This window comes from Pseudomonas sp. B21-035 (assembly GCF_024748945.1).
Taxonomy (GTDB): Bacteria; Pseudomonadota; Gammaproteobacteria; order Pseudomonadales; family Pseudomonadaceae; genus Aquipseudomonas.
The window spans coordinates 5,367,363-5,387,726 of record NZ_CP087179.1 but is presented as its reverse complement, the minus strand read 5'-3'; the positions used below and the strand labels follow the sequence as shown (position 1 = coordinate 5,387,726).

15 protein-coding genes are annotated in these 20,364 nt (G+C 64.0%); 8 read left to right on the top strand and 7 right to left on the bottom strand.

Annotation, left to right across the window (positions count from 1 at the left end; genetic code table 11):
* Positions 1 to 164: 164 nt before the first annotated feature.
* Entirely contained in the window at positions 165 to 1,796 is a 1,632-nt protein-coding gene (aceF, locus tag LOY22_RS24680) for a dihydrolipoyllysine-residue acetyltransferase (protein ID WP_093378794.1), read from the bottom strand.
* Positions 1,797 to 1,809: 13 nt separating this feature from the next.
* A complete protein-coding gene (gene aceE, locus LOY22_RS24675; RefSeq protein ID WP_045199161.1) occupies positions 1,810 to 4,455 on the bottom strand; it encodes a pyruvate dehydrogenase (acetyl-transferring), homodimeric type in 2,646 nt (881 codons plus the stop codon).
* Between the two features lie 383 nt (positions 4,456 to 4,838).
* Between aceE and glnE the strand changes: the two genes are divergently transcribed.
* The 8 genes from glnE to LOY22_RS24635 all read left to right on the top strand — a co-directional run bounded on the left by glnE (position 4,839) and on the right by LOY22_RS24635 (position 14,892).
* Positions 4,839 to 7,775 carry a bifunctional [glutamate--ammonia ligase]-adenylyl-L-tyrosine phosphorylase/[glutamate--ammonia-ligase] adenylyltransferase gene (glnE, locus tag LOY22_RS24670; RefSeq protein ID WP_258595178.1) on the top strand — a complete coding sequence of 979 codons (2,937 nt, stop codon included), beginning with the start codon at positions 4,839 to 4,841 and terminating at the stop codon, positions 7,773 to 7,775.
* Positions 7,776 to 7,931: 156 nt separating this feature from the next.
* A complete protein-coding gene (gene waaF / locus LOY22_RS24665; protein WP_045199166.1) occupies positions 7,932 to 8,981 on the top strand; it encodes a lipopolysaccharide heptosyltransferase II in 1,050 nt (349 codons plus the stop codon).
* The gene (gene waaC, locus LOY22_RS24660; protein ID WP_045199168.1) at positions 8,982 to 10,040 is read left to right on the top strand and encodes a lipopolysaccharide heptosyltransferase I; all 1,059 of its coding nucleotides are present in this window, start codon (positions 8,982 to 8,984) and stop codon (positions 10,038 to 10,040) included.
* Positions 10,040 to 11,164, top strand: coding sequence for a glycosyltransferase family 4 protein (locus LOY22_RS24655; RefSeq protein ID WP_258595176.1), 1,125 nt, complete (start codon positions 10,040 to 10,042; stop codon positions 11,162 to 11,164). The genes waaC and LOY22_RS24655 overlap by 1 nt, the downstream gene beginning before the upstream one ends.
* Positions 11,161 to 11,967: a lipopolysaccharide core heptose(I) kinase RfaP gene (gene rfaP, locus LOY22_RS24650; protein WP_045199171.1), complete on the top strand. Its 807-nt coding sequence runs from the start codon at positions 11,161 to 11,163 to the stop codon at positions 11,965 to 11,967. Before LOY22_RS24655 ends, rfaP begins: the two co-directional genes overlap by 4 nt.
* Complete coding sequence (locus LOY22_RS24645) at positions 11,967 to 12,701, top strand: lipopolysaccharide kinase InaA family protein (protein ID WP_258595173.1); 735 nt, start codon at positions 11,967 to 11,969, stop codon at positions 12,699 to 12,701. The genes rfaP and LOY22_RS24645 overlap by 1 nt, the downstream gene beginning before the upstream one ends.
* Positions 12,698 to 13,450 (top strand): lipopolysaccharide kinase InaA family protein, encoded by a 753-nt coding sequence (locus LOY22_RS24640; RefSeq protein ID WP_258595171.1) that lies wholly within the window; start codon positions 12,698 to 12,700, stop codon positions 13,448 to 13,450. The genes LOY22_RS24645 and LOY22_RS24640 overlap by 4 nt, the downstream gene beginning before the upstream one ends.
* Positions 13,450 to 14,892: a lipopolysaccharide kinase InaA family protein gene (locus tag LOY22_RS24635; protein WP_258595170.1), complete on the top strand. Its 1,443-nt coding sequence runs from the start codon at positions 13,450 to 13,452 to the stop codon at positions 14,890 to 14,892. Before LOY22_RS24640 ends, LOY22_RS24635 begins: the two co-directional genes overlap by 1 nt.
* Positions 14,893 to 14,977: 85 nt before the next feature.
* Here LOY22_RS24635 and LOY22_RS24630 read toward each other — a convergent pair whose 3' ends face one another.
* The 5 genes from LOY22_RS24630 to LOY22_RS24610 form a co-directional block, all read right to left on the bottom strand.
* Positions 14,978 to 15,151, bottom strand: a complete 174-nt coding sequence (locus tag LOY22_RS24630; RefSeq protein ID WP_258595168.1) for a hypothetical protein — start codon at positions 15,149 to 15,151, stop codon at positions 14,978 to 14,980.
* On the bottom strand, positions 15,148 to 16,281 hold the full coding sequence (locus LOY22_RS24625) for a PepSY domain-containing protein (RefSeq protein ID WP_045199179.1): 1,134 nt from the start codon (positions 16,279 to 16,281) through the stop codon (positions 15,148 to 15,150). The genes LOY22_RS24630 and LOY22_RS24625 overlap by 4 nt, the downstream gene beginning before the upstream one ends.
* A gap of 8 nt (positions 16,282 to 16,289) precedes the next feature.
* Entirely contained in the window at positions 16,290 to 18,734 is a 2,445-nt protein-coding gene (locus LOY22_RS24620; protein ID WP_258595166.1) for a TonB-dependent siderophore receptor, read from the bottom strand.
* Between the two features lie 93 nt (positions 18,735 to 18,827).
* Positions 18,828 to 19,808, bottom strand: a complete 981-nt coding sequence (locus LOY22_RS24615; protein WP_045199184.1) for a FecR family protein — start codon at positions 19,806 to 19,808, stop codon at positions 18,828 to 18,830.
* Positions 19,805 to 20,323 carry an RNA polymerase sigma factor gene (locus LOY22_RS24610; RefSeq protein WP_258595164.1) on the bottom strand — a complete coding sequence of 173 codons (519 nt, stop codon included), beginning with the start codon at positions 20,321 to 20,323 and terminating at the stop codon, positions 19,805 to 19,807. Before LOY22_RS24610 ends, LOY22_RS24615 begins: the two co-directional genes overlap by 4 nt.
* Positions 20,324 to 20,364: the final 41 nt, after the last annotated feature.

Below are 20,364 nucleotides of genomic sequence, written 5' to 3'. Positions count from 1 at the left end.
GTAGGAATCTTAAGTCGGACACAGCGCATCGCGGGCTCAGCCCACTTCCACAGGACCTTTCCAGCAGATAAAAAAAGCCCCGCCAAAATGACGGGGTTGAGGTACGAGCGTGGCAGCTCGAAAAGGGAGCCTGTCTCCCCGGCAGGGGAGACAGGAAACAGCAATTACAACAGCATGGTGCGGATGTCGGTCAGCAGGTCGCCCAGGCGCTTGGTGAAGCGCGCAGCAGCAGCACCGTTGATCACGCGGTGATCGTAGGACAGCGACAGCGGCAGCATCAGCTTCGGCTGGAAGGCTTTACCGTCCCAGACTGGCTGGATGGTTGCCTTGGAGACACCGAGGATCGCCACTTCCGGCGCGTTGACGATCGGCGTAAAGCCGGTGCCGCCAATGTGGCCGAGGCTGGAAATGGTGAAGCAGGCGCCTTGCATGTCGTCGGCCGAAAGCTTCTTGGTCCGGGCTTTTTCTGCCAGGGCCGCCGCTTCGCCAGCCAGTTGCAGCAGGCTCTTCTGGTCGACGTTCTTGATCACAGGGACCAGCAGGCCGTCCGGGGTATCCACCGCGAAGCCGACGTTGACGTACTTCTTGCGGATGATCGCCTTGCCGCTCGGGGCCAGCGAGCTGTTGAAGTCCGGCAGTTCCTTGAGCAGGTGCGCGCACGCCTTGAGCAGCAGTGGCAGCACGGTCAGCTTGACGCCAGCCTTCTCGGCCACGGCCTTCTGGGCTACGCGGAAAGCTTCCAGCTCGGTGATGTCGGCGCTGTCGAACTGGGTCACGTGTGGCACGTTCAGCCAGCTGCGGTGCAGGTTGGTGGCGCCAACTTGCATCAGGCGGGTCATCGGCACTTCTTCGATTTCGCCGAAGCGGCTGAAATCGACTTCCGGGATCGGCGGGATGCCTGCACCACCGGTGGCACCGGCGGCTGGAGCTTCCTTGGCCTTCTGCATCATGGCCTTGACGTAAACCTGCACGTCTTCTTTGAGCACACGACCGTGCGGGCCGCTGGCGGCAACCGCGCTCAGTTCGACGCCGAACTCACGGGCCAGCTGACGCACGGCAGGGCCGGCGTGAACCTTGGCACCGCTTGGTGCAGGGGCAGCGGCAGGCGCCGCTGCGGCCTCGGCTTTGGCAGCCGGAGCAGGTGCAGCAGCAGGTGCGGCTTCAGCCTTGGCGGCCGGGGCAGCAGCGGCAGGCGCTGGCGCCGGGGCAGCAGCGCCCTGGACCTTGAGCTTGAGGATGAAGTCGCCAGTGCCGACTTCGTCTTCAAGCTTGACGCCGATGCTTTCCACCACGCCGGCAGCCGGCGACGGGATTTCCATCGAGGCTTTGTCCGATTCCAGGGTGATCAGCGACTGGTCGGCTTCGACGCTGTCGCCGACCTTGACCAGCAGCTCGATGATCTTGGCCTTGCCCGAGGAGCCGATGTCCGGAACATGAATGTCCTGGACGGTTGCGGCAGCCGGTGCTGCGGCCGGGGCCGCCGGGGCCGGGGCAGCAGCAGGTTTTTCTTCGCCAGCAGGCGCTGCGGCAGGGGCGGCAGCCGCTGGGGCCGCAGCAGCGGCGCCCTCGACTTCCAGCTCCAGCAGTTCGTCGCCTTCTTTCAGACGGTCGCCCAGCTTGACCTTCAGGCTCTTGACCACGCCGGCCTTGGGAGCAGGGATTTCCATGCTCGCCTTGTCCGATTCCAGGGTCAGGATGCTCTGGTCGGCTTCGATACGGTCGCCAACTTTGACGAACAGCTCGATGACTTCACCTTCACCGCTGCCGATGTCAGGTACGCGAATGAGTTCGCTCACTTAAAAATACTCCTCAGCAGTCCAGTGGGTTGCGTTTGTCCGGGTCGATGCCGAACTTGGTGATGGCTTCAGCCACGACCTTCGGTTCGATATCGCCACGGTCAGCCAAGGCTTCCAGGGCAGCCAGCACCACGAAGTGGCGGTCGACTTCGAAGAAGTGACGCAGCTTCTTGCGGCTGTCGCTGCGACCGAAGCCATCGGTACCCAGGACTTTGAACTCTTTGCTCGGAACCCACTGGCGAATCTGCTCGGCGAACAGCTTCATGTAGTCGGTGGAGGCAATGACCGGGCCCTTACGGCCAGCCAGGCACTCTTCGACGTAGGTAACCTGAGGTTTCTGACCAGGCTTGAGGCGGTTGCTGCGCTCTACGGCCAGGCCGTCGCGACGCAGTTCGTTGAAGCTGGTAACGCTCCAGACGTCGGCGCCAACGTTGAACTCTTCACGCAGGATCTTCGCCGCTTCGCGAACTTCACGCAGGATGGTGCCGGAGCCCAGCAACTGAACGTGGTGCGCCGCTTCGCGGGTGTCTTCCTCGAGCAGGTACATGCCCTTGATGATGCCTTCCTCGACACCGGCCGGGATGGCAGGCTGCTGGTAGGACTCGTTCATCACGGTGATGTAGTAGAAGACGTCCTGTTGTTCTTCGGTCATCTTCTTCATGCCGTCCTGGATGATCACCGCCAGCTCGTAGCCGTAGGTCGGATCATAGGTGCGGCAGTTCGGGATGGTCGCGGCCAGCATGTGGCTGTGACCGTCTTCGTGCTGCAGGCCTTCACCGTTGAGGGTGGTACGGCCGGCGGTACCGCCGATCAGGAAGCCACGGGTGCGGCTGTCGCCAGCGGCCCAGGCCAGGTCGCCGATACGCTGGAAGCCGAACATCGAGTAGAAGATGTAGAACGGCAGCATCGGCTGGTTGTGGTTCGAGTACGAAGTACCGGCAGCGATGAAGGAGGACATGGCGCCTGCTTCGTTGATGCCTTCTTCGAGGATCTGGCCCTTTTTGTCTTCGCGGTAGAACATCACCTGGTCTTTATCGACTGGCTCGTAGAGCTGGCCGACGGACGAGTAGATGCCCAGCTGGCGGAACATGCCTTCCATACCGAAGGTACGGGCTTCGTCCGGGATGATCGGGACGATGCGCTGGCCGATTTCCTTGTCCTTGACCAGTTGCGCGAGGATCCGCACGAAGGCCATGGTGGTGGAGATTTCACGGTCGCCCGAGCCGTCGAGGATCGCCTTCAGGGTTTCCAGTGGCGGGGTCGGGATGCTGAAGCTCTTGGCGCGGCGCTGCGGCACGAAGCCACCCAGGGCGCTGCGGCGCTCGGCCAGGTAACGGGCTTCGGCGCTGCCTTCTTCAGGCTTGAAGAACGGCAGGTTTTCCAGCTCTTCGTCCTTGACCGGGATGTCGAAACGATCGCGGAAGTGACGCAGGCTGTCGACGTCGACCTTCTTGGTGTTGTGCGCGGTGTTCTTGGCTTCGCCAGCACCGGTGCCGTAACCCTTGATGGTCTTGGCCAGGATGACGGTCGGTTGCTCTTTGTGGTTGACCGCCTGGTGGTAGGCCGCATAGACCTTGTACGGGTCGTGGCCGCCACGGTTGAGCTTCCAGATCTCGTCGTCGGACAGGTCGGCGACCATGGCCTTGAGTTCTGGGGTGTTGAAGAAGTGCTCACGGACGAACGCGCCGTCCTTGGCCTTGTAGTTCTGGTACTCGCCGTCGATGACTTCGTCCATGCGACGCTGCAGGATACCGTCGACGTCCTTGGCCAGCAGTGGGTCCCAGAAACGGCCCCAGACCACTTTGTTGACGTTCCAGCCACCGCCACGGAACACGCCTTCGAGTTCCTGGATGATCTTGCCGTTGCCGCGAACCGGGCCGTCGAGGCGCTGCAGGTTGCAGTTGATGACGAAGATCAGGTTGTCGAGCTTCTCGCGGCCAGCCAGCGAGATTGCGCCCAGGGATTCCGGCTCGTCGCACTCGCCGTCGCCCATGAAGCACCAGACTTTCTGCTTGCCTGCAGGGATGTAGCCGCGGCTTTCCAGGTACTTCATGAAGCGTGCCTGGTAGATCGCCTGGATCGGGCCCAGACCCATGGAAACGGTCGGGAACTGCCAGAAGTCAGGCATCAGCCATGGGTGCGGGTACGAAGACAGGCCCTTGCCATCGACTTCCTGGCGGAAGTTGTTCATCTGGTCTTCGCTGATGCGGCCTTCCATGAAGGCGCGGGCGTAGACGCCAGGCGAGGCGTGGCCCTGGAAGAAGATCAGGTCGCCGCCGTGTTCTTCGGTCGGAGCCTGGAAGAAGTAGTTGAAGCCGATGTCGTACAGGGTGGCACTGGAGGCGAAGCTCGAAATGTGGCCGCCCAGGTCCGAGTCTTTCAGGTTGGTGCGCATCACCATGGCCAGCGCGTTCCAACGGACCAACGAGCGAATGCGGCGTTCCATGAACAGGTCGCCAGGCATGCGTGCTTCGTGGGTAACGGGGATGGTGTTGCGGTATGGCGTGGTGATGGCATATGGCAGCTGAGAGCCACTACGGGTGGCCAGCTCGCCCATACGGGTCATCAGGTAGTGAGCGCGGTCTTCGCCTTCTTTGTCGAGAACCGACTCCAGGGCGTCCAGCCATTCCTGGGTTTCGACGGGATCGAGGTCTTGCATGGCTTGCTCCAGGGCGGAAAGGCTTCCAGAATCGGTTGCCTGAGTTTGCGACTGGCCTTTTGGGCAGACGACATAAAATTCTTGGATTACCGGAGAGTGTACCGGCGTTGTGTAGTTTTACTACAAATGAATCACCATTTCATGCTTTTGAAGTGATCGGGCAGTAGTAAAACTACACAAAAATGGCTCGTGGCCGCAGTTCGGGTTGTGGGAAAAATCGATACCGGTGGTTAAAAACAAGTTAAGAAAAGGTTTGCTGCGATGGTTTCTGCCAGAAAATCAGTTTTTACAGCTATTTCTAACTTTTGTACGACAGTCCAACCGTGGTCAGGGTTCCCCGGTCCGCTCGCTGCCAACCCAATCTCGCCGATCAAGGATAGACCATGAGCCTGCCTTTGCTGGCCGAACTGCCGGCCACCCTCACTGCCTTGGTCAGCCGTAACGAGCAATCGTTTCGTGCGGCTGTCGCCCTGCAGCCAGAACTGTCTGTTGCTGACTGGAGCGCCGAGCGCTGGGCGCAGTTCGCCCGGGTGAGCGCGGCCAGTGATTTTGCCCTTGAACAGGTGCTGCGCGACCCGGCGATGCTGGTCGATCTGGCCGCCAGTGGCGAACTCGACCGGGCCTTTGCCGCGGGCCAGTTGTGCGCGCAGATCGCTGCCGCCAGCCAGGCCGCCGAGAGCGAGGACGAACTGGCGCGCAACCTGCGCCGCCAGCGCAGCCGCCAGCAGGTGCGGATCATCTGGCGCGACCTGACTCGCCAGGCCGACCTGGTGCAGACCTGCCGCGACCTGTCCGACCTTGCCGACGCCTGTATAGACCAAGCCTACAACTGGCTGTACCCGCGCCATTGCCAGCAGTTCGGCACGCCGATCGGCCATCGCAGCGGTGAGCCGCAGCACATGGTGGTGCTGGGCATGGGCAAGCTCGGCGCGGTGGAGCTGAACCTGTCGTCGGACATCGACCTGATCTTCGCCTTCCCCGAAGGTGGCGAGACCGAAGGGGTCAAGCGCTCGCTGGACAACCAGGAGTTCTTCACCCGCCTGGGCCAAAGGCTGATCAAGGCCCTCGACCCGATCACTGTCGACGGCTTTGTATTTCGGGTCGACATGCGCCTGCGCCCGTATGGCTCGGCCGGCGCCCTGGTGCTCAGCTTCAATGCCCTGGAGCAGTACTACCAGGACCAGGGCCGCGACTGGGAGCGCTACGCGATGATCAAGGCGCGGGTGGTGGCCGGCGACCAGGTGGCCGGCGCGCAGTTGCTGGACCTGCTGCGGCCCTTCGTTTACCGGCGTTACCTGGATTTCTCGGCGATCGAAGCGCTGCGCACCATGAAGCAGCTCATCCAGCAGGAAGTGCGGCGCAAGGGCATGGCCGAGAATATCAAGCTGGGTGCCGGCGGCATCCGCGAAGTCGAATTTATTGCCCAGGCCTTCCAGTTGATTCACGGCGGGCGCGACCTGAGCCTGCAGCAGCGGCCGTTGCTCAAAGTGCTGTCGACCCTCGAAGGCCAGGGTTACCTGCCGCCGGCGGTGATTGCCGAGCTGCGCGAAGGCTATGAATTCCTGCGCTATACCGAACACGCGATCCAGGCGATTGCCGACCGCCAGACCCAGATGCTCCCGGACGATGAGCTGGACCGCGCGCGCATCGCCTTCATGCTTGGCTTTGCCGACTGGCCGAGCTTCCATGCGCAACTGATGCACTGGCGTGGGCGCATCGACTGGCACTTCCGTCAAGTGATTGCCGACCCGGACGAAGACGAGAATGAAGAAGGCGAAGTGATTGTCGGCGGCGAATGGCTGCCGCTGTGGGAAGAAGCCCAGAATGAAGAGGCCGCCTGCCGTCAGCTGCAGGGCGCCGGTTTTGCCGACCCGCAAAAAGCCCTCAAGCAACTCGCCGGCTTGCGTGTCAGCCCGCAGTTGCGGGCCATGCAGCGCCTGGGCCGTGAACGTCTGGATGCCTTTATTCCGCGCCTGCTGGCCCAGGCGGTGGAGCACGCCGACCCGGACCTGGTGCTGGAACGGGTGTTGCCGCTGGTCGAAGCGGTAGCCCGGCGTTCGGCCTACCTGGTGCTGCTCACCGAAAACCCCGGCGCCCTGCGCCGTCTGCTGACCCTGTGCGCCGCCAGCCCATGGATCGCCGAGCAGATCACCCGCTTCCCGCTGCTGCTCGATGAACTGCTTAATGAAGGCCGCCTGTTCAGCCCGCCGCAGGCCCCGGAGCTGGCCGCCGAACTGCGCGAGCGGCTGACGCGCATCCCCGAGGACGATCTCGAGCAGCAAATGGAGGCCCTGCGCCACTTCAAGCTGGCCCACAGCCTGCGCGTGGCCGCTTCAGAAATCGCCGGCAACCTGCCGTTGATGAAAGTCAGCGACTACCTGACCTGGCTGGCCGAGGCGATTCTCAACCAGGTGCTGGCCCTGGCCTGGCGCCAGACGGTCAGCCGTCACGGCCAGCCCAAGCGCAGCGACGGCAGCCTGTGCGACCCGGGCTTCATTATTGTCGGCTACGGCAAGGTTGGCGGCATCGAGCTGGGCCACGGCTCGGACCTGGACCTGGTGTTCATCCACGACGGCGACCCGCAGGCCGAAACCGATGGCGCCAAGCCGATCGACAGCGCGCAGTTCTTTACCCGCCTGGGCCAGCGCATCATTCACCTGCTGACCACCCAGACCAACTCCGGGCAACTCTACGACGTGGACATGCGCCTGCGACCTTCGGGTGCGTCGGGGTTGCTGGTCAGCTCCCTGGGCGCCTTCGAGCGTTACCAGCAGAACGAAGCCTGGACCTGGGAGCACCAAGCCCTGGTCCGCGCCCGGGTGCTGGTCGGTTGTCCGCAGGTGGGTACGGCGTTCGAGGCGGTGCGCGCGCGCATCCTTGGCCAGGCCCGCGACCTGCCCAAGCTGCAGGCCGAGGTCAGCGAGATGCGCGCCAAGATGCGCGACAACCTCGGCACCAAGCTCAGCGCCGCCGGGACTGCGGCCAATGCTTTCGAGGCCGGCGTGCCCTTCGATATCAAGCAGGATGCCGGTGGTATCGTCGATATCGAATTTATGGTGCAATACGCCGCTTTGGCCTGGTCTCACGACCATCCGGCACTGCTGCGCTGGACCGACAACATCCGCATCCTCGAAGAGCTTGAGCAGGCCGGGCTGATGCCCGCCAGCGATGCCGTGCTGCTGCGCGAGGTGTACAAGGCATTCCGTTCCGCCGCGCACCGCCAGGCCCTGCAAAAGCAGGCCGGGGTAATCGATGCCGGGCAGTTCGTCCAGGAGCGCCAGGAGGTGCGGCGGATCTGGTCGCAGCTGGGTTTGAGTTGAGCCATCGGCCAGGCGGTTCAGGCACCAGGACGCCTGCCACGACCACAGTACAGCCCGAGTGGCGTACACTGGTCGACATATAGCCTGAATATAAAGAGGGGAGGCCAGGCTGTTTGCGAACAGTTTGCAGCCTCCCTGATCGTTTCTGGATAAAGCATGAGAATTTTGATCATTGGCCCCAGCTGGGTGGGCGACATGGTAATGGCGCAGACCCTGTTCCAGTGCCTGAAGCAGCGTCACCCGGAATGTGTGATCGATGTGCTGGCGCCCGAGTGGAGCCGGCCGATCCTCGAGCGCATGCCTGAAGTGCGCCAGGCCTTGAGCTTCCCGCTCGGCCACGGCGCGCTGGAGCTTGCCACGCGCCGGCGTATCGGCAAGTCCCTGGCCGGCCAGTACGACCAGGCGATCCTGCTGCCCAACTCGCTGAAATCGGCGCTGGTGCCGTTCTTTGCCGGCATCCCCAAGCGTACCGGCTGGCGCGGCGAGCTGCGTTTCGGCCTGCTCAACGACGTGCGCAAGCTCGACAAGGCCAAGTACCCGCTGATGATCGAGCGCTTCATGGCCCTGGCCTACCCGGCCGGCGCCGAGTTGCCGCAGCCGTACCCGCGCCCGAGCCTGCAGATCGAAGCGCCGAGCCGCGACGCCGCCCTGGCCAAGTTCGGCCTGAGCCTGGATCGCCCGGTGTTGGCACTGTGCCCCGGTGCCGAGTTCGGCGAAGCCAAGCGCTGGCCGTCGGAGCATTACGCCAAGGTCGCCGAGACCAAGATCCGCGAAGGCTGGCAGGTCTGGTTGTTCGGCTCGAAGAACGACCACGCGGTCGGCGAGGCCATTCGTGCGCGGCTGATCCCGGGCCTGCGTGAAGAAGCAACCAACCTCAGCGGTGAAACCTCGCTGGCCGAGGCCATCGACCTGCTGTCGTGCAGCGATGCGGTGGTGTCCAACGATTCCGGGCTGATGCACGTGGCGGCGGCGCTGAACCGCCCGCTGGTGGCGGTCTACGGCTCTACTTCGCCGGGCTTTACCCCACCTTTGGCCGATCAGGTCGAGGTGGTGCGCCTGGGCCTGGAGTGCAGCCCATGCTTCGACCGTACCTGTCGCTTCGGCCATTACAACTGCTTGCGTCAGCTGGAGCCGGAAGCCGTGGAAGCTGCGCTGCAGCGCCTGAACGGCCCAAGCCTGATCGACGTCATGGCCGAGGTCGACTAAGTGCGGGTACTGCTGATCAAGACCTCGTCCCTGGGCGATGTGATCCACGCGCTGCCGGCGCTGACCGACGCTGCCCGGGCGATCCCCGGCATCCGCTTCGACTGGGTGGTGGAAGAAGGCTTCGCCGAGATCCCCAGCTGGCACCCGGCAGTCGACACGATCATCCCGGTGGCCATCCGTCGCTGGCGCAAGAACCTCTGGCAGACCTTCAAGAGCGGCGAATGGCGCCAGTTCAAGCAGCGTCTGCGCGAGCGCAAGTACGATTTGGTGATCGACGCCCAAGGCCTGGTCAAGTCGGCCTGGCTGACCCGTTACGTCAAGGCGCCGGTGGCCGGCATGGACCGTTACTCGGCCCGTGAAGGGCTGTCCAGCCGCTTCTACGACCGGCGTTTGTCGGTCGAGCGCGGCCAGCATGCGGTGGAGCGGGTACGCCAGTTGTTTGCCCTGGCGCTGGGCTACAACCTGCCAGCAGGCCTGGGTGATTACGGCCTGGACCTGAACCGCCTGCAGTTGCCGCCGGCGGCGCCGTTCGTGGTGTTCCTGCACGGCACCACCTGGGCAACCAAGCACTGGCCGGAAGCCTACTGGCGCCAGTTGGCTGAACGCCTGGGCCAGCAAGGCCTGCAGGTACGCTTGCCGTGGGGCAACCCGGCCGAACAGGCGCGTGCCGAGCGCATCGCCAAGGGCCTGGCCAACTGCCAGGTATTGCCCAAGCTCAACCTGGTGGGTGTTGCCCGGGTGCTGGCGGCGGCCAAGGCCTGCATTGCCGTGGACACCGGCCTCGGTCACCTGGCGGCGGCGCTGGATGTGCCGACCCTGTCGCTGTTCGGGCCGACCAACCCGGGGCTGACCGGGGCCTATGGCAAGTCCCAGGTGCACATCGCCAGCGATTTTGCCTGCGCGCCGTGCCTGCAGAAAAAATGTACCTACAAGCCGAGCGCTGATGACCAGCGCCGGTTTGATCTCAAACGCGAGTGGCCGCTGTGCTTCACTCGCCTGAATCCCGAGCGTGTGGCGAGCCAATTGCGCGCGTTGCTGCTGGCTGAGGATGTTCGTTGATGCAACTGGCTTTTGTTCTGTACAAGTATTTCCCCTTCGGTGGCCTGCAGCGCGACTTCATGCGCATTGCCCTGGAGTGCCAGCGTCGCGGTCATCAGATCCGCGTCTATACGCTGATCTGGGAAGGTGACGTGCCCGAGGGCTTCGAGGTGCTGGTGGCGCCGGTCAAGGCGCTGTTCAACCACCGGCGTAACGAGAAGCTCAGTGCCTGGATGCAAGCGGATCTGGCCAAGCGCCCGGTCGATCGCCTGATCGGCTTCAACAAGATGCCCGGGCTGGATGTCTACTTTGCTGCTGACGGCTGCTTCGAAGACAAGGCGCAGACCCTGCGTAATTCGCTGTATCGGCGTTGGGGCCGTTACCGGCATTTCGCTGAATACGAGCGGGCGGTGTTCGCCAAGGACGCCAAGACCGAGATCCTGATGATCTCCGAAGTCCAGCAGCCGCTGTTCATCAAACACTACGACACGCCGATCGAGCGCTTCCACCTGCTGCCACCCGGCATCAGCCAGGATCGCCGGGCGCCGGCCAATGCCGCCGAGATCCGCGCCGAGTTCCGCCGCGAATTCGACCTGAAAGACGATCAGCTGCTGCTGGTGCAGATCGGTTCGGGCTTCAAGACCAAGGGCGTCGACCGCAGCCTCAAGGCCCTGGCCGCCTTGCCGTCGGCCTTGCGCAAGCGCACGCGGCTGATGGTCATCGGCCAGGACGACCCCAAGGTGTTCCAGTTGCAAAGCGCGACCCTCGGCCTGACCGAGCAGGTGCAGTTCCTCAAGGGCCGCAGCGATATTCCGCGATTCCTGCTCGGCGCCGACCTGCTGATTCACCCGGCCTACAACGAAAACACCGGCACCGTGCTGCTTGAAGCACTGGTCGCCGGGCTGCCGGTGCTGGTCTCGGCCGTGTGCGGCTATGCCCATTACATCGCCGAGGCCGACAGCGGCCTGGTGCTCGACGAGCCGTTCGAGCAGGAGCAGCTCAATCGCTACCTGCAACGCATGCTCGAAGACGGCTCGGCCCGCGTCGACTGGGCGCGCAATGGCCTGGCATTTGCCGATACCGCCGACCTCTACAGCATGCCCGAGCATGCCGCCGACGTGATCCTTGCGCAGGAGCGCGCATGAAACTGATATTGGCTGAGCCGTTCAAGCGCCTGTGGGCCGGGCGTGATGCCTTCGAGGCCGTCGAGGCCTTGCAGGGCGAGGTGTACCGCGAGCTGGAAGGCCGCCGTACCCTGCGCACCGAGGTCGAAGGCCGTGGCTATTTCGTCAAGATTCACCGCGGCATCGGCTGGGGCGAGATCTTCAAGAACCTGTTCACCGCCAAGCTGCCGGTGCTCGGTGCCGGCCAGGAATGGCAGGCTATCCAGCGCCTGCACCAGGTGGGCGTGCCGACCATGACCGCGGTTGCCTATGGCGAACGTGGCGACAACCCGGCGACCCAGCATTCGTTTATCGTCACTGAAGAGCTGGCGCCGACCGTCAGCCTTGAAGACTTCAGCATCGACTGGCTCAAGCAACCGCCGCAGCCACGCCTCAAGCGTGCGCTGATCGCTGAAGTGGCGCGCATGACCGGCATGATGCACCGCGCCGGGGTCAACCACCGCGACTGCTACATCTGCCACTTCCTGCTGCACACCGACCGGCCGGTGACGGCCGATGACTTCAAGTTGTCGGTCATCGACCTGCACCGCGCCCAGACCCGGGCGAAAATCTCTCGCCGCTGGCGTGACAAGGACCTGGCCGCGCTGTATTTCTCGGCGCTGGACATCGGCCTGACCCGGCGCGACAAGTTGCGCTTCTTGCGGGGCTACTTCCAGCAGCCGCTACGCCAGATCCTGGCCGAAGAAGCGGGGCTGCTGGCCTGGCTGGAAGGCAAGGCGCGCAAGCTCTACGAGCGTAAACAACGGTACGGAGACGCGCTCTGATGGCGGGTTGGAAACTGGAGCCTGCGTATCAGGCCCTGGCGACGGATTTTGGCAGTATCGACGCGGTATTCGCCCTCAAGGGCGAGCGCCTGACCCACGACCCGCTGAGCGAAGTGATCCGGGTCGAGCGCGACGGGGTCAACTATTACGTCAAACGCTATACCGGCGCCGGCAAAGGCTTGCGCCGCTACCTCGGGCGGCCGCGGATCAAGGCCGAATGGCAGAACCTCAAGCAGTTCGCCAAGTGGGACATCCCCACCGCCGAAGTGGTCGCCTTCGGTCATGAGCGCAAGGGCCTGGCGTTCGGCCGCGGGGCGATGATCACCCGCGAGCTGCCGCGCACCGAAGACCTTTCGGCCCTGGCCGAGCGCAACGATGCGCGCCTGGCCGATCGCGCCTGGGTCGATCACATCAGCCGTCAGCTGGCCCGCCATACGCGGATCATGCATGACCATCACTTCACCCATAACGACCTGAAGTGGCGCAACCTGCTGGTGGACGACCAGGCCACGCTATTCTTCATCGACTGCCCGACCGGCGATTTCTGGTGGGGCTTCATGCTGCGTTACCGCATCACCAAAGACCTGGCGTGCCTGGACAAAGTGGCCAAGTATCACTTGTCCAACACCCAGCGCCTGCGCTTTTACCTGCAGTACCGCGGGCGCGAGCGTCTGAATGAATCGGACAAGCGCCGCATTCGTCATGTGGTGACGTTTTTCGAGGGACGCGAATGACTGATTTTCTTGCCGGTGCCGATAAGGCACTGCTTGAGCGCCATGGCCTCAACGGCTTCGACCAGCTCTGGGCCCTGCAGCTCGATGCGGTGGATGAGCCCAACACCGGCCGTGGCGGCTGGAGCAGCGTCTATCGCCTGGAACTTGAAGGCAAGGGCTACTACCTCAAGCGCCAGAGCGACTACCTGACCCGCACGTTGCACAAGCCGTTTGGCGAGCCGACCTTCGCCCGCGAGTTTCGCAATATCAGCCGCTACCAGAAGCTCGGCATTCCCGCATTGCAGGCGGTCTATTACGGCGAGCGCAAGGTTGAAGGCGAGCGCCGGGCGATCCTCATGACCCGCGCCCTGGATGATTGGAGCGACCTCGACAGCCTGCTGGCGCAGTGGCCACAACTGGACATCGGCCAGCGCCAGGGCATCCTGCGCGCCTGCGGGCAGCTGGCGCGCACCCTGCACGCGGCCAACCAGGTGCATGGCTGCTTTTATCCCAAGCATATCTTCCTGCGCACCCGCAGCGACGGCTGGTTGGCGCAACTGATCGACCTGGAGAAAACCCGGCCGTTGCTGCTGGGCATGCGCGACCGCCTCAAAGACCTTGAGCCGCTGTTACGCCGGGCGCCGATCTGGAGTGAGGCCGAAGTGCGGGTGATGCTCTCGTCCTACCTGGACCAGCCCAGCGACAGCCCGCTGGTCGATACCTGGCTGCAGCGCCTGACGCGCCGCCGCCGTGAGAAAGAGGCTCGCTGATGCGTTTGTCTGAACTCAAGGATGCCGGGCGCAGCCCGGACCTGCCACTGAACATCAGCCTGGCCGACGCCGCTGGCAGCGCCGAGCTGCAATTGCTCAGCCTGTTGCGGGTGTTGCCCGGCCAGCGATACGTCGGCGCCGGGATCTGGCGCGGCAAGCCGGTTTTGGCCAAGTTGCTGGTTGGCAGCAGCGCCGCCCGGCATTTTCAACGCGAGCTGGACGGCGCACGGCTGCTGGCCGCGCAGGGCCTGACCACGCCGTTGCTGCTGGCCGATGGCTTGCGCGAAGGCGAGGGTGGCTGGCTGCTGTTCGAGTTTCTCGAAAACGCGCAAAGCCTGGCCGATGCCTGGGCGCAGGTCGAAGCCCTGCCGCCGCTGGCCGATGAACAGCACCTGGTACTTGGCGAAGCGCTGACCGCCGTGGCGCAGATGCACGCCAAGGGCCTGTGGCAGGACGACCTGCACCTGGACAACCTGCTGCGTCATGACGGCCAGCTGTATCTGATCGATGGCGCCGGGATCAAGGCCGAAACCCTCGGCCAGCCCCTGTCGCGCCAACAAGTGCTACACAACCTCGGGGTGCTGTTCGCCCAGTTGCCCAAGCGCCTGGAGCCTTTTATCGAAGAGCTGCTGGTGCATTACCTGCTGGCCAACGCCGAGCACGCCTTGCCGCTCGAAGCACTGCAAAAGCAGATCGACAAGGTGCGCAGCTGGCGCCTGAAGGACTACCTCGACAAGGCCGGGCGCGAGTGCACGCTGTTCAGCGTCGAGCGCGGCCCGTCGGGCCTGCGTTCGATCCGCCGCACTGAAGTGGCCGCCATGCTGCCAGTGCTGGAGCAGGCCGATGCGCTGATCGACCAGGGCCACCTGTACAAGACCGGCGGCGCTGCCAGTGTCGCGAAAGTCGAGGTCGATGGCCGGCCGCTGGTGCTCAAGCGCTACAACATCAAGAACACCGCCCACTGGTTCAAGCGCTTCTGGCGCCCGAGCCGGGCCTGGCATTCGTGGATCGAAGGGCATCGCCTGGAGTTTCTCGGCATTGCCACGCCCAAGCCGCTGGCGGTGCAGGAGCTGCGCTTCATGGGCTTGCGCAGCCGCGCCTACCTGGTTACCGAGTATGCCGATGGCCCGGACTTGCTGGCCTGTTTTGCGCCTTATGTCGAGTCTGGCGAGGTGCCAGAGGAGCTGTTGCAGGCCCTGCAACAGCTGCTTGGGCAACTGATCCACGAGCGCATCAGCCATGGCGACATGAAAGGCCACAACCTGTTCTGGCAGGACGGCCAATGGTCGCTGATCGACCTCGATGCCATGTGCCAGCACGCCACCCAGATGAGCTTCGCCCAGGCCTTCGCCCGCGACCGCGCGCGGCTGTTGCGTAACTGGCCCGCTGGCAGTGCGCTGTATAAGCGGCTGGATGAGTGCCTGCCGAAGCTGGTGAGCTAATCAAGCGCTTCGCGGGTCAAGTCGAGTCGTCGCACCGCCGCTCCTACAGGACCCATGCTGTGGGAGCGGACTTGACCCGCGATAGCTATCTCGCCAAGCCTCGCAAACTGTAAAGAGCCGGCAGCCCCAGCCCTATCCAGGCCAGTGCATCCCACCAGCCATCGCCGAGCAGGGCAGCAAACAGCCCTAGCGCGCCCAGCAGGGCAATGACTGTCGGTATGGCGAATACGCTCCAGAAACCTGACGTCTTGCGCTTCATTGCAGCGTCTCCATCTGCGCCGCAACCAGCGGCTTGCTGGCCCGCCGGCGCACCACCCAAAGGTACACGCCGCTACCCAGGACGATGATGGTCAGCACATCCAGCACTGCCCAGAGGATCTGCATTGGCCGGCCGCCGTAGTCACCAAAGTGCAGCGGCTGCGACAGGCCCATGGCGTCCATGTACCAAGGGCGGTCGCCGATGGCGGTGACTTGCAGGTTGCTCGCGTCGATCAGCACCGGCGTCAGCAGGTGCGCGGTCAGGTGGGTGCTGCCTTTCATGAACACCGCATAGTGGTGCTCGCTGGAGAAACGCGTACCGGGGAAGGCGATGAAGTCCGGCTGCATGCCCGGTGCGGCGTCGGCGGCGATATCCAGCACACGGCTGACCGGTGCCAGTTCGGTGAGCGGTGGTGCATCGCGGTAGGGCGCAACCATCGCCGTCAGGCTGTCGTTGCGCCAGGCGGCGATGACCAGGTCCGACAGCGCGCTGATCACCCCGGTGACGCCCACCACCAGCGCCCAGGTCAGGGTGACGATGCCGATCAGGTTGTGCAGGTCGAGCCAGCGCAGACGCGTGGATTTGTCGTTGCGCACCGTAGCGAACTTCAGCCGGCGCATGAACGGCGCATAGAGCACCACGCCAGAGATGATCGCCACCACGAACAACAGCCCCATGAACGCCAGCAGCAGTTTGCCGGGCAGGCCGGCAAACATGTCCACGTGCAGGCGCAGCATGGTCATCATGAAACCGCCGTTGGCCGAAGGCATTTCCACCGCTTCACCGCTGCGCGCATCGAGCATGAAGGTGTGCGACGAGTTCGGTTCGGTACCTGCGGTAGCGGCCATGATCGCGACCACGCCGTTGCGGTCGTCTTCATCCCAGCCGAAGTATTGCATCACTTCACCGGGGCGATGGGCCTGGGCCTTGAGCACCAGTTCCTGCAAGTCGAGCCTGGGCGTGTCGGCCGGCATCTCCTTGAGCTCGGGGGCATCGCCCAGCAGGTGGTCGATCTCGTGATGAAAGATCAGCGGCAAGCCAGTAACTGCCAGCATCAGCAGGAACAGGGTGCAGATCAGGCTGGTCCAGGTATGCACGAAGGACCAGCGGCGGATGGTTCGGCTGTTCATCCGCGGCCTTAGAACTTGTAGTTGACGCTGGCAACCACGTTGCGCTCGTCACCGTAGTAGCACCAGTAACCGTCGCAGTTGGCCAGGTAGTCCTTGTTGAACAGGTTCTTGGCCTCGACGGCGACGGTCATGCCTTTGAGCGTGCTGACCTTGCGGCCCAGGTCGTAGTGCACCGAGGCGTCGTAGACGGTGTAGGAGCCGACATAGCCCAGATCGGTGTTGGTGGTGTTGCCGTAGTTGTCACCCACATAGCGCACGCCACCGCCGACGCCGAAGCCGTCGAGCAGGCCGTTGTGCCAGGTGTAGTCGGCCCACAGGGTCGCCTGGTTGCGCGGGATCAGGGCCATGCGGTTGCCTTGCTCGTTGGCCGCACCCTTGAGGATCTCGGTATCGGTGTAGCTGTAGGAACCGATCACCTTGAGGTTCTCTGTCACCTGGGTGGTGGCTTCCAGTTCCAGGCCGCGGACCTGCAACTGGCCAACCTGCTGGGTAATGTTGCCTTCGGTGACTTTCACGTTGTCCTGGCGCAAGTCATACACGGCAGCGGTGTAGAGGTTCTTGCTGCCCACCGGCTGGTACTTGATGCCGACTTCGTACTGGCGGCCTTCGGTGGGTTTGAACGAGTCAGTGGAGGCGACGGCGGCGCCGGTGGTCGGCTGGAACGACTCGGTGTAGGAGATGTACGGGGTTACGCCGTTGTCGAACACGTAGCTCAGGCCGATGTTGCCGGTGAAGGCCTTGTCGCGCTCGGTGCTGGTGGCATCGTTCTGGTTGTGGAAGGTGGTGCCGGTGTGCACCCAGTCTTCACGCCCGCCCAGGGTCAGGCGCCAGTTGTCGAGGGCGATCTGGTCCTGAATGTAGAGGCCGGTCTGGCGGGTTTTCTGGCCGTAGTCGTACATGGTGAAGTACGACACCTTGGAGAAGTCCTGGCCGTACGGCGGGTTGATCACGTTGCCTGGCGGCACGCTGAAGGCCAGGCCGTAGTCCCAGCGGTAATTGGTGTTCGAGCGCTGGTGATCGAGGCCGATCAGCAGGGTGTGGCTCAGGGCGCCGGTCTGGAAGTCGGCCTGGAAATTGTTGTCGACGGCGAACTGACTGATGTCTTCGTTGACGATGCCGGTTTCACGCGGGACGCTGCCGTCTGCTTCGACGCTGCCGCCTGGGGTGGAGGTATCGTTGTTCATGGTCGCGACGTTGATGCCCTGGAACGACAGGTCGCTCTTGGTATAGCGCAGGTTCTGACGGAACTGCCAGACATCGTTCAGACGGTGCTCGAAGGCATAGCCCAGGGCGTAGTAGGTGCGATCGTAGAACTCCCAGTCCGGGTCACCGAGGTTCTTGTGGTGGGAGATGTCGCCAGCCGGCGAGCCCAGCTTGGTGCCCTGCAGCGGCAGGAACTGGCCGCTGATACCGGTATCGTCACGGGTGAACTGGGTGATGAAGGTCAGGCTGGTGTCTTCATCCATGTTCCAGGTCAGGCTTGGCGCGAGGTTGTAGCGCTTGTCTGGAACGTGGTCGGTCGGTGCGCCGCTGTCGCGTACCACGCCGCTGACGCGATACAGGAACTGGCCGTCGTCATCGATCTTGCCGGTGCTGTCGAAGTTGATCTGGCGGTGGTTGTTGCTGCCAACCTGGGCTTCGACCTGGTGGGCGCTTTCAGCCTGGGGGCGACGGCTGACCATGTCGAGCATGCCGCCGGGCGGGGTCTGGCCATACACCGACGAGGCCGGGCCGCGCAGCACGGCAATGCGCTCAAGGTTCCACGGCTCGACCTTCGGGTTGGCGAACGAGCCTTTGGGCAAAGGCAGGCCGTCGAGGAACTGGGTCGGGTCGAAACCGCGTACTCGCAGCCAGTCGGCGCGGGTGTCGGAGCCATAGCCGCTGCTTTGTACGCCAGCGGTGTAGCGCAGGGCGTCGTTGAGGTTGAGAACCTGGCGGTCGTCCAGTTGTTCACGGGTGATCACGCTCATCGAGCGGGGTGCTTCAACGATCGGGGTGTCGGTTTTGGTACCAGCGGCGGTGCGCGTGGCGGTAAAACCGGTGGCCGGGCCCCAGGCACTTTCGTAGTCGCTGCGCGCGTTGACGCTGGTTTCCGGCAGCGCCAGGGTACCCTCGGGGGTGGCGATCAGGCTGTAGGTGCCGGCGCTGCTCTGCTGCAGTTGCAGGCCGGTGCCGCGCAGGGCCGCTTGCAGGGCGCCGACGCCATCGTACTGGCCGTTGACCGGCGCCGAGGTGCGGCCGCTGGCCAGGATCGGGTCCAGGGCCAGAGCGATGCCAGCCTGGCTGGCGATCTGGTTGAGCGTGGTCGACAGCGGCGCGGCAGGCAGGTTGTAGCTGCGCAGGGTGGCCGATTGCTCGGCAGCGATCAGCGGGCTGCTCGCCAGAGGTGCTGTCAGGGCAATGGCCACGGCCAGCAGACCGGGACGCAGGAAGTTCTCAAAAGCGCGGGACATACAGCGGCTCCTCGACGGAAGTAAGTGCTAACTAGCTTCCTTGCCGAGTGAGTTGGAAAAAGTGTCAGGGGTTAGTAAAAATAATTTTGATTTTTATTTCACGCTGCTCGCCGGCGTATCGCTTTTAGCCACCACCGTCACCCACCACGGCGTGCGCTGCTCGATCTGCACCGGCAAGGTCGGTAGCAACGAGGTCAGTGCCAGGTCGATATCATTGAGCGGGAAGCTGCCGGTAATGCGCAGGTCGGCCACATCCGTAGCAACCCCCAGGTGCCCGCTGCGGTAACGCCCCAGCTCCTCGACCAGATCGGCCAGGCGCACGTTGTCGACCACCAGCATGCCGCGGGTCCAGGCATCGGCTCCGGCGGCCAGGCCGTCGGCGCGGCCCAGGCGGTCGTGGTTCATCAGCACCTGCTGGCCTTCCTTGAAAATCTGCTCGTCGCCGCTGTCTTGCGGGCGCGCCGCTACTGCCGACTGCAGCACGCTCAGGCGTGTGCCCTGATCTTCGAGCTTGACCAGGAAGCGCGTTCCCAGGGCACGCAGGCGACCGTCTTCGGTGGTGACTACAAACGGACGATCGTCCTTGTGGCCGGTCTCGATGGAGATTTCGCCTTCGTGCAGGACGATCAGGCGCTGTTTCTCGTCGAAGCGGATATCCACCGCCGAATGGGTGTTGAGGCTGATCAGGGTGCCGTCGGTGAGGCGCAAGGTACGCTGCTCGCCGGTGCCGGTGCGCTGGTCGGCCAACCAATAGCCCAGCGATTGATGGGCACTGACCCAGCTCAGCAGGCCGACCACCAGCACCAGGCTGGCCAGGCCGCTGCCCAGCTTGCGCACCCGCTGGCGCAGGCCGGCGCGTGATTGCAGCAGGGCCTGGCGCGCAGGGCCGGCAGCGGCGCTGAAGCGCTGGTCGAGCATGCCCAGTTGCAGCCAGGCACGGGCGTGCTCTTCGCTGGCGGCGTGCCAGCGGGCGAACTCGGCGCGCTCATCGGCGCTGCCGCTGCCCGAGTCCAGGCACAGCTGCCAGGCGATCGCGGCATCCAGTACCCGCGCCGAAACCGGTTTGCTGTTCATGTCGGCTCACCGTACAGCGCCACGTAGCACTGGCGCATGCCCTGGGCCAGGTACTGGCGCACCCGCGACACGGAAACCCCCAGACGCTCGGCGATCTCGCCATGGCCCAGGCCGTCCAGGCGGTTGTACAGGAACGCCGCCCGGGCTTTGCTCGACAGCTTGCCGAGCAGGCGGTCGATGGCCTTGAGGTCTTCGAGGATAAGCTGTTGTTCTTCCGGAGAGGGCTGTTCGGCTTCGGGGATGAGCATCAATTCGGCCAGGTACGCCTGTTCCAGTGCCGCGCGGCGAAAGTGGTCGAACAGCAGGCCCTTGGCAATGGCCAGGAGGAACGCCCGGGGTTCGCGTGGCGCCGGCAATTGCTCGCGCCCGAGCAGGCGCACGAAGGTGTCCTGGCTCAGGTCTTCGGCGCGCTCGGCGCAGGCGATGTTGCGCCGCAGCCAGGCGAGCAGCCAACTGCGATGGTCGCGGTAAAGCGTACCGACCAGCTCAGTGTGTGGGCTTTGCACAGACGACAAGGCGTTCCCCGAAAAGATGCGTTAACTAACGAGAATTATTC

What these genes read in the sequence shown, in the direction of transcription:
- LOY22_RS24625 (WP_045199179.1), bottom strand. Translation starts at nt 16,281, where the DNA reads ATGAACAGCCGAACCATCCGCCGCTGGTCCTTCGTGCATACCTGGACC.
- LOY22_RS24645 (WP_258595173.1), top strand. Translation starts at nt 11,967, where the DNA reads ATGGCGGGTTGGAAACTGGAGCCTGCGTATCAGGCCCTGGCGACGGAT.
- glnE (WP_258595178.1), top strand. Translation starts at nt 4,839, where the DNA reads ATGAGCCTGCCTTTGCTGGCCGAACTGCCGGCCACCCTCACTGCCTTG.
- LOY22_RS24635 (WP_258595170.1), top strand. Translation starts at nt 13,450, where the DNA reads ATGCGTTTGTCTGAACTCAAGGATGCCGGGCGCAGCCCGGACCTGCCA.
- LOY22_RS24630 (WP_258595168.1), bottom strand. Translation starts at nt 15,151, where the DNA reads ATGAAGCGCAAGACGTCAGGTTTCTGGAGCGTATTCGCCATACCGACA.
- LOY22_RS24615 (WP_045199184.1), bottom strand. Translation starts at nt 19,808, where the DNA reads ATGAACAGCAAACCGGTTTCGGCGCGGGTACTGGATGCCGCGATCGCC.
- LOY22_RS24620 (WP_258595166.1), bottom strand. Translation starts at nt 18,734, where the DNA reads ATGTCCCGCGCTTTTGAGAACTTCCTGCGTCCCGGTCTGCTGGCCGTG.
- LOY22_RS24655 (WP_258595176.1), top strand. Translation starts at nt 10,040, where the DNA reads ATGCAACTGGCTTTTGTTCTGTACAAGTATTTCCCCTTCGGTGGCCTG.
- rfaP (WP_045199171.1), top strand. Translation starts at nt 11,161, where the DNA reads ATGAAACTGATATTGGCTGAGCCGTTCAAGCGCCTGTGGGCCGGGCGT.
- aceE (WP_045199161.1), bottom strand. Translation starts at nt 4,455, where the DNA reads ATGCAAGACCTCGATCCCGTCGAAACCCAGGAATGGCTGGACGCCCTG.
- LOY22_RS24640 (WP_258595171.1), top strand. Translation starts at nt 12,698, where the DNA reads ATGACTGATTTTCTTGCCGGTGCCGATAAGGCACTGCTTGAGCGCCAT.
- waaF (WP_045199166.1), top strand. Translation starts at nt 7,932, where the DNA reads ATGAGAATTTTGATCATTGGCCCCAGCTGGGTGGGCGACATGGTAATG.